Source organism: Streptomyces sp. C, assembly GCF_000158895.1.
In the GTDB taxonomy this organism is placed as follows: domain Bacteria; phylum Actinomycetota; class Actinomycetes; order Streptomycetales; family Streptomycetaceae; genus Streptomyces; species Streptomyces racemochromogenes.
Map to the genome: position 1 here is coordinate 493,548 of NZ_GG657750.1, position 7,982 is coordinate 501,529.

5 protein-coding genes and 3 pseudogenes are annotated in these 7,982 nt (G+C 74.4%); 7 read left to right on the forward strand and 1 reads right to left on the reverse strand.

The window, feature by feature from the left end; all coding sequences use genetic code 11:
- From SSNG_RS02405 to SSNG_RS02425, 6 genes and pseudogenes are all read left to right on the forward strand, one after another.
- Positions 1-845: pseudogene (locus tag SSNG_RS02405) on the forward strand (acyl-CoA dehydrogenase); the annotation flags it as partial.
- Positions 846-895: 50 nt separating this feature from the next.
- On the forward strand, positions 896-1,354 hold the full coding sequence (locus tag SSNG_RS02410; RefSeq protein ID WP_007262192.1) for an Rrf2 family transcriptional regulator: 459 nt from the start codon (positions 896-898) through the stop codon (positions 1,352-1,354).
- Positions 1,355-1,822: 468 nt separating this feature from the next.
- Positions 1,823-2,938, forward strand: coding sequence for an aliphatic sulfonate ABC transporter substrate-binding protein (locus SSNG_RS02415; protein WP_007262193.1), 1,116 nt, complete (start codon positions 1,823-1,825; stop codon positions 2,936-2,938).
- 202 nt (positions 2,939-3,140) lie between these two features.
- On the forward strand, positions 3,141-3,296 hold the full coding sequence (locus tag SSNG_RS41700) for a hypothetical protein (protein ID WP_165364960.1): 156 nt from the start codon (positions 3,141-3,143) through the stop codon (positions 3,294-3,296).
- 102 nt (positions 3,297-3,398) lie between these two features.
- Complete coding sequence (locus SSNG_RS02420; RefSeq protein ID WP_042800419.1) at positions 3,399-4,283, forward strand: glutathione S-transferase C-terminal domain-containing protein; 885 nt, start codon at positions 3,399-3,401, stop codon at positions 4,281-4,283.
- A gap of 87 nt (positions 4,284-4,370) precedes the next feature.
- Positions 4,371-5,374 (forward strand): annotated as a pseudogene (locus SSNG_RS02425) (PHP domain-containing protein).
- Positions 5,375-5,435: 61 nt separating this feature from the next.
- On the opposite strand, the pseudogene SSNG_RS02430 reads toward SSNG_RS02425, so the two are convergent.
- Positions 5,436-6,860 (reverse strand): annotated as a pseudogene (locus SSNG_RS02430) (ornithine decarboxylase); the annotation flags it as partial.
- A 124-nt stretch (positions 6,861-6,984) separates the two neighbouring features.
- On the opposite strand from SSNG_RS02430, the gene SSNG_RS02435 reads away from it, so the two are divergent.
- Positions 6,985-7,458: a tRNA adenosine deaminase-associated protein gene (locus SSNG_RS02435; protein ID WP_042800420.1), complete on the forward strand. Its 474-nt coding sequence runs from the start codon at positions 6,985-6,987 to the stop codon at positions 7,456-7,458.
- Positions 7,459-7,982 lie beyond the last annotated feature (524 nt).

Below are 7,982 nucleotides of genomic sequence, written 5' to 3' on the forward strand. Positions count from 1 at the left end.
CGCGCGAGCAGTGGCTGTGGACCGGCGCGGTGCGCGCTCCCGCGCCGGGCGGCGAAGCCGACCGGCCGGACCTCACCTTGAAGCCGCGCAGCCCGGGTTACGTGCTGAGCGGGCGCCGCCCCGTGGACACGGCGGTGGCCGCCGCCGACCAGATCGCGGTGGACGCCGTCTGCGCCGTGACGGGCGACGTCCTGGTCGTGCGGATCCCGCCCGGCGCGCCGGGCGTGTCCCTCGAACCCGCCCACGACCGCCTCGGCCAGCGCGTCGCGGGCGCGGGCGCGGTCGTGTTCGACCGCGTCGCCGTCGCGCCCGGGCAGGTGCTGGGCCGCCGGCCGCACGACGAGGAGTCGACCGCACCGTTCACGGCGCTCGCCGAGCCCGCGCTCCGGCTCGCCCTCTGCCACGTCGGCCTCGGCATCGCCGAGGGCGCCCTCACCGAGGCGCGCGACCTCAGCAGGGGCGGCCGCGCGCACCGGCTGCCCGGCGACGACCCGGACCTCTTCCTCGCGTACGGGGAGCTCGCCTCCGCCGCCCAGACCGCCACCGCCGTGGTCGACCGGGCCACGGACGTGATGGCGCAGGCCCTCGACGCCGGGGAGCAGCTCGACGCCGAGGACCCCGCGGGGGTCGCCGCCCTGGTCGCGACCGCCGAGACGGTGACGTCGGATGCCGCCCTGCACATCACCGCCAGGGTGCTGGAGTTCGCCGACGCCCCGGGCCTGGACCGGTTCTGGCGCAACGCCCGCGTGCTGACGGCCCACCGCCCGGTCGCGCACCGGCTGCGCTCGATCGGCGAGCACTACCTCAACGGCTCCCACCGCGCGGTGGCGGCGGCCTTCCGCTGACGCGGAGCCCGCGCGGGACGCCGGCCGGCGCGGTACGGGATAATGTCCGCATGCGGATCTCAGCCAGGGCGGACTATGCGGTACGGGCCGCGCTGCAGCTTGCCGCGTCGCAGGACGACGGGCCGCTGAAGGCCGAGGCCATCGCCGACGCCCAGGAGATCCCGCACAAGTTCCTCGAAGGCATCCTGAACGACATGCGCCGGGGCGGCCTCGTGCTCAGCCAGCGCGGCGGCAACGGCGGCTACCGGCTGGCCAGGCCGGCCCGTTCCATCAGCATCGCGGACGTCATCCGCGTCGTGGACGGGCCGCTGGTCTCGGTCCGCGGGGTCCGCCCGCCCGACCTCTCCTACACCGGCCCCGCCGAGTCGCTGCTCCCCCTGTGGATCGCGCTGCGGGCCAACGTGCGCGAGATCCTCGACGGGGTGTCGCTCGCCGACGTCGCGTCGTCGGACCTGCCCGCCCCGGTGTCCGCACTGACCCAGGCCCCCGGCGCCTGGACCAATCCTTAGCCTCTGACCTGCGGTTTCTCGCAAGACGAGACAGCGGCGTCCACGATCTGGTCAACCTCTTGGGGCGGGTGCCCCCGTCTGCCAAGATGCCTACCAACCAGGTGGGAAAACTAGGGATCCAGGGAGGACGGCCGTGCGCACGCTGCATCACGTAGACGTACACGTACACCGGATGCCGTCCCTGATCTCCCGTCGGCACATCGATCTGGTCCGCACCTCCAGCGCCATCTGTCAGCCTGCCTGACCGCCCTCCGGGCCTGACCCGGCGGCCGCGCACAGCCGGTGCCGTGCCGCCCGCCCGTCACGCCGGCCGGACCTCACCCCCTCCCGGGGCCGCCCGACGGCCCACCGTTCCCCAGCCTGCGACCGTGATCCGGCCACCGACCGCCGCGCGCGGGTGCCGTGTGTACCGGTGGCTTTGAGACGTCCGTCTCAGCTCTTGAACCCATCCCGTGAAAGGACACCTCCGTGTCTGCCGCAAGATCGCTCAACGCCCTGCGCGCCGTCGCCGTCACCGCCACGCTCCCCCTGCTGCTCACCGCTTGCGGCTACGGCTCCGAGGCCGAGAAGAAGGACGAGAAGCCGGCCGGCGCCACGGCGTCCGAGGGCGGTCAGAAGCTCTCGGCGTCCGAGGTCCGCATCGGGTACTTCCCGAACCTGACCCACGCCACCGCCCTGGTCGGCCTCCAGGAAGGCCTCATCGAGAAGGAACTGAACGGCACCAAGGTCAAGCCGCAGTCCTTCAACGCCGGCCCCTCCGAGATCGAGGCCCTCAACGGCGGCTCCCTCGACATCGGCTTCATCGGCCCCTCGCCGTCCATCAACGGCTACGTCAAGTCCAAGGGCTCCAACCTGCGGATCATCTCCGGCTCCGCCTCCGGCGGCGTCAAGCTGGTCGTGAACCCGGACAAGATCAAGACCCTGGACGACCTCAAGGGCAAGAAGATCGCCACCCCGCAGAAGGGGAACACCCAGGACGTCGCGTTCCTCAACTGGATCGCGGAGAAGGGCTGGTCGGTCGACCCCGAGTCCGGCAAGGGCGACGTGTCCGTCGTCCGCACCGACAACAAGGTCACCCCCGACGCCTTCAAGCAGGGCTCCATCGACGGCGCCTGGGTGCCCGAGCCCACGGCCTCCAAGCTCGTCTCCGACGGCGGCAGCGTCCTCCTCGACGAGACCGCCCTGTGGCCCGACAAGAAGTTCGTCATCACGAACGTCATCGTGTCCCAGAAGTTCCTCAAGGAGCACCCGGACGTCGTCGAGGCCGTCCTGAAGGGCACCGTCAAGACCAACGAGTGGATCAACGCCAACCCCGACAAGGCGAAGGCCTCCGCCAACGCCAAGCTCAAGGCCGAAAGCGGCAAGGAACTCGAAGCGAAGATCCTCGACCCGGCGTGGCAGAGCATCCTCGTCACCGACGACCCGCTCGCCGGCACCCTGAAGACCGAGTCGGAGTGGGCGGTCAAGGCCAAGCTCCTGGAGAAGCCCGACCTGGCCGGCATCTACGACCTGACGCTCCTGAACAAGGTCCTCAAGGCCGCCGGCAAGCCCGAGGTCTCCGACGCCGGCCTCGGCGCCAAGTAGACCCCGGCACACCGCGTACGACGACACCGGCTCCACCGAGGCAACGGCCTCCCGGGGCCGGTGCCGTCGTGCGTGGCGGACGGGCGGCGGACAGGACGGCGGACGGGGACGGCGGACGGGGGCGGGGACGGCGGTCTTGACACCCGCCCGGACGCGCGCCGACACTCCAGAACGGCGAATCCTGGTGAACCGGTGGGGAATCATGGGCTGTTCAGCGCTGGACCGCGGCACCGACGGCGTCCGCGCCGCCGCGCCCGCGCTCCCGCTGCTCACCTCCCGCCGCCACATCGACCTGCTGCGCGTGTGCAGTGCGGCGAATTGCCCGCACCCCGGCGGCCCCGCGCCCGCCCACCGCTGACCCGCGCCCCCTCACCCCCAGGGTCCCGGCCGCGCCCCATCCGGCCCCGGCCGTCGTTGTCGTCGTCGCATGCCCCGTGCCCGAGCAATCCCAGGGAGAAGCATGTCCACCACCACCCGCCCGACAGCCGCCCCGTCCTTCCGGAGCAGGATCGGCCGTGACGCGCACAGCGGCTACCCCGCGGTCCCCCACCGCTACCGGCTCCACCTCTCCCCGTCCGGCCCGTCCTGTCTGCGCATCGCGGTCACCCACAGCCTGCTCGGCCTGGAGGACGCCCTCCCGATGACGCTGCTCCCCGCCGTGCCGGACGCGCCCGACGGCGGACACCTGGCCCTGCGCCCCCTCTACCAGGCCAGCTCCCACCGGTACCCCGGACCGGCCGTGGCCCCCGTACTCGCCGACGGCTGGACCGGACGGATCGTCAGCACGCACGCCCCGGACATCCTCCAGGATATGGGCCGGCTCCTGGACACCGGCGGTCGGCAGCTGCACCCGGCCGGCACCGACGACCGGATCGAGGCCGTCGAGCGGCTCTGCGCGCAGGGCATCGACGCGGCGGCCCAGCGCGCCGGGCAGTCCGGCACCGACCCGGCGGTACGGGACACCGCGCTCACCACCCTGCTGCGCGCGCTGGGCGCGCTGGAACGCCGGCTCTCCCGCGCCGAGTACCTGCTCGGTACCGAACTCACCGCCGCCGACGTGCGGTTGTGGGTGACGCTGGTACAGCTGGACACCGTGCACCGCTGGCACCTGGACGCGGCCGCGGTGTACCGCCTCACCGACCACCCGTACGTGTGGTCGTACGCCCGGCGCCTGGCGGCACACCCCGCCTTCGCGCCCCACCTGGACCTGGACGGCATCGCCCTGCGCCACCACGCCCGGTGCCGCGGAACGGAGGCCGCCGGCGCGGCGGTCCGCATCGTCGACTGGGCGGCCCTCCTGCCGGCCGCGACCCCCGCCCACGGCACCGGCCGGACCGGGAGCTGACGGCCCCCACGCATTCCCGCCCCCTGGATCGGGAGCATGGTTCGCGCAGCACGGGTAGGCGCCGGGCATCAGACGGGAAGGCCTGCCATGACCCCGGACGAAGCCCTGCGCCGCATCGCCTTCCTGCTCGAATGGCGCGGGGCGTCCCCGTACCGGGTGCGGGCCTTCCACACGGCGGCCGACGCCGCCCGCGCCCTGGAACCGGGGCCGGTGGACGCCGCCCGGGCCGGACGGCTGCGCGGGGTGGGCCCGGTCACCGCAGAGGTGATCGCCCAGGCGTCGACCGGGTCGGTACCGCGCTACCTGGCCCGCCTGGAGGCCGAAGCGGGCCCGGAGGCCCGCGCCGGCTGGGACCTCGCGGCCGCGAGCACCGGGGACTGCCACCTGCACTCCGACTGGTCGGACGGCGGGAGCCCGCTGGAGGACATGGCCGAAGCGGCCCGCGCCCTGGGCCACCAGTGGGCCGTGCTGACCGACCACTCGCCGCGCCTGACCATCGCCCACGGGCTGAGCCCGGACCGGCTCAGGAGCCAGCTGCGGGCCGTGGCGGCCGTGAACGCCGGGCTGGGCCCGGGCTTCCGGCTGCTGTCTTTTTATCGAGTGCGACATCCTCGACGACGGCTCCCTCGACCAGGACGAAGACCTGCTCGGCCGTCTCGACGTTTTCGTGGCGTTCGTGCACTCCAGGCTCCGCTCTTTTTTCTGGGCCGATGACCGCCCGCCTGCTGGCCGCGGTGCGCAATCCGCGCGTGGACGTCCTCGGGCACTGCACCGGCCGGATCATCACCGGCCGGGGCCGCCCGCAGTCCCGTTTCGACGCCGAGGCCGTGTTCGCCGCGTGCGCGGAGTCAGGCACCGCCGTGGAGATCAACTGCCGGCCCGAACGCCGCGACCCCCCGGACGACCTGCTCCTCCAGGCGGCCGACGCCGGCTGCCGCTTCGCCGTGGACACCGACGCCCACGCCCCCGAACAGCTGCGCTGGCAGAGCACGGGCTACGCCCGCGCGGCCCGGATCGGCCTGGGCGCGGACCGGCTGATCACGACCTGGCCGCTCGGGCGGCTGCTGGAGGGCAGGAGCGGCCGGCGGTGAGCGGCGGCCCACTCAGCCCTCCTCGCGCTGGAGCCCTGATGCTGGTCGCGTCGGTGTCGACGGCGTCGGGTAGGAGAATCCAGGCCTCGACACCGGTGCGGAGGTAGCGCAGGACCTCCGCGGTCAGGCGTTCTCCCGGGCAGGGCGGCGGGGATGCCCGGTGGGTAGGGGGGTGAGCATCTCGGCGGCGATGCGACCTGCGGCCCGTTCCGCCCGGGACCTGCTCGGTGCGTCCGAAGAACGCGTCCCGGGGCAGCACCGCCTGCTCCAGGCGCAGGCCGGAGGGGGAGGGCACCTCCACGGGCTGGCCGGTGCGCAGTTCCGGGGCGTGCGCCGCGAAGTCGGTGAGGGCGTCGAGCAGGAGGCCTGCGGTGCGGTCGTCGTCTGCGTGGGTGAGCTGGGCGCTGATGCGGCGGTGGTCGCAGACGTGGAGGTTGACGCGGTGGTGCCGGCGCAGCCAGTCGGCGGCGCGGTAGCCGGTGACGCGGAGGGCGCTGATGTCGACGATGACCTGGAGGGGGTCCAGGTCGGAGGCCTTGCCGGGGCCGCAGAAGTCGGCGCGGCCGTGGACGTGCAGGCCGTCGGTGCGGGAGAGGCGGTCGCGGACCCGGCCGGCGAGGGCGAGGGCGTCGTCGTAGAGGGCCTTGCCGTGCTCGGCCATCTGGCGCCGCCAGCCGTCGAGGGCCGCGTACACGAGGACGGACGGGCTGGTGGTGCCGAGCAGGTCCTCGCGGCTCTTCAGGACTTCGGGGGCGACCAGGTCGCCCTGGAGGTGGAAGACCGAGCTCTGTTCGAGTGCGGAGCCCATCTTGTGCACCGAGGTGACGCACACGTCGGCGCCGGCGTCCATCGCCCAGGTGGGCAGGTCGGGATGGAAGGGCAGGTGGGCGCCCCACGCCTCGTCGACGATGAGCGGGACGCCGCGGCGGTGGCAGACCTCGGCGATGGCGGCCAGGTCCGAGCAGGTCCCGTAGGGGGTGGGAGTGGTGACCAGCGCACCGCGTGCGTCGGGGTGCTCGGCCAGCGCCTGCTCGAAGGCCGCGGCGGACGGCGGGTGGGCCAGGTGGCGTTCAGCGTCCCACTGCGGGTCGACCCATACGGGCCGGATGCCGGACAGGATCAGCCCCGAGACCACCGACTTGTGGGCGTCCCGTCCGACCACCAGCTTCTCGTGCGGCCCGGCGGCCGAGAGCATGGCGGACTTCACGGACAGGGAGCTGCCGCAGGTGGAGAAGAAGGCGTGATCGGCGCCGACGGCCTCGGCCATGAGCGCCTGCGCCTCCTCGACGATCCCCTGCGAGGAGGTGCGGTCGTCCAGCCCGCTGGTGGCCAGGACGTCCGAACGGAAGACGGCGTCGCCGAGCACGGCGCGCACCCGGGGGTCGGCCCCCCGCCCCTGCTTGTGTCCCGGCGGGGTGAACGGCGTCTGCGCGGCTTCGTGGTAGGCGGCCAGGGCGTCCAGTACAGGTGTCCTCGACTGATCCATACGGGCCCGCCTGCCCGCCGCACGGGTGCGGAAACGCCGGCCGGGCGGGCGCGGCTTGCTCCGTGCGGGCCACGGCGGGCCGCCCGATGGCTATCTGACGCACCGACGGGGCACCTGTGGGGCCGTGACAGAACGAAGGAACCACCGGTACGCGGTCGCCGTATCCCACGAGGACGGCCCCCGGAAGTGCACCCGCCTGGACCGCACCGCGCTCACGGGCCTCGACGAGGCGGTCGCCGCGGTGCGCGGCGCGGCGACGTCGGACGTGTCGTACGGCTTCTTCAACGCGGACGAGTCGTTCTTCCTGATCCTGCGGGTCACCCCGGCGGGGACGGCCCTGCTGCTGTCGGACGCGCGGGCCGCCCGGCGGCACACGCTCGCCGCGCAGGCCCTGGACGCCACGGGCGCCGCCCCGCCCGACGGGGACGCGGCGGGCGCGCTCCCGGCCGGGGACCTGGACGTCGTCTCCGCCCTGGGGCTCGCGGCCGACGGGATGGCCGCCGTCCTGGCCGGCCCGCACGCCCTCCCGGACGACCAGCTGCGGGTGATCGCGGAGCGGTGCGGGTTCGCCGCCGAGTTCGCCCGCGCGAAAACCTGAACCCCCGCGGCACCCACCGCGGCCCGCCGCGCGGATGCCCGGCGCGCAGCTGCCTGGCGCGCGGATGTCTGGTGCGCGGATGCCTGGCGCGCGGATGCCCGCCGGGCAGATGCCCGCCGCCCCGCTGCCCGCGCGCAGGCGCCCGCCGCGCGGTGGAATCCGGCGCCGGGGACCTGGTCCTCCTCTACGTGCAATGCCCGGGCGGCCACCGGCTCGCCGACCCGGCCGACGCCACAGCACCCGCCGCCGACTGCCCGCGCAGATGCCCGGCGCGCAGATGCCCGCCGCCCGGCTGCCCGCGCGCAGGCGCCCGCCGCGCGGTGGAATCCGGCGCTGGGAACCTGGTCCTCCTCGACGTGGCATGCCCCGACGGCCACCGGCTCGCCGACCCGGCCGACGCCACAGCACCCGCCGCCGACCGCCCGCGCGGGTGCCCGGCGCGCAGATGCCCGGCGCCCGGCTGCCCGCGCAGGCGCCCGGCGCGCGGTGGTCTCCGGCGCCGGGGACCTGGTCCTCCTCTACGT

Excerpts from the sequence above, each read along its gene's own strand:
- SSNG_RS02410 (WP_007262192.1), top strand. The coding sequence starts at position 896 with ATGCGGATCTCAGCCAGGGCGGACTATGCGGTACGGGCCGCGCTGCAG.
- SSNG_RS02420 (WP_042800419.1), top strand. The coding sequence starts at position 3,399 with ATGTCCACCACCACCCGCCCGACAGCCGCCCCGTCCTTCCGGAGCAGG.
- SSNG_RS41700 (WP_165364960.1), top strand. The coding sequence starts at position 3,141 with ATGGGCTGTTCAGCGCTGGACCGCGGCACCGACGGCGTCCGCGCCGCC.